This is a genomic window from Chryseobacterium phosphatilyticum (assembly GCF_002899825.2).
GTDB lineage: Bacteria > Bacteroidota > Bacteroidia > Flavobacteriales > Weeksellaceae > Chryseobacterium > Chryseobacterium phosphatilyticum.
This window is the reverse complement of the sequence record NZ_PPED02000129.1, coordinates 1-429: the sequence shown is the minus strand read 5'-3', so window position 1 is coordinate 429 and position 429 is coordinate 1. Positions and strand designations below refer to the sequence as shown.

Annotated in this window: 1 protein-coding gene; it reads left to right on the top strand. The window is 51.0% G+C overall.

What is annotated here, in order from left to right:
- Positions 1-260 precede the first annotated feature (260 nt).
- Positions 261-429: dihydrodipicolinate synthase family protein (locus C1631_RS25615; RefSeq protein WP_185144708.1), on the top strand; the 169-nt coding region annotated here is incomplete at its 3' end.

Here is a 429-nt window from a genome sequence, read left to right as displayed (position 1 = left end):
ATCCTAGAGATTGAAATAGAAATAGAACATTTTCTGATATAAGCTTTCATAGGCGCAGTTGAACGAGGAAACTTAGATACTCGCCAGTACTTTACTTTAATGCGATGGCTTGCAGAGTTCGGCGCGCGTGTGATCGCGACTCCTAAAAACCGGCGGGAAAGCTGACGCTCCATCCTTCACTGGCTCGCGAGCGTTTGATTTCTGCCCATACGTGGCGTGGATGGAACCAAGCACAGAGCTTCATAGGTCGACTAGCAATCATGATACAATCTGCAAATACTCACGGCTCCCTGGCAGGATCCCTTCCTTGCGGAAGCATTCCTGCCCTGATTACGCCGATGTCCTCGGATGGGCGCATAGATTGGTCGGCCTACAGGAGGTTGATTGACTGGCATGTCGAGTCAGGAACTGACGCGATCGTCGCAGTGG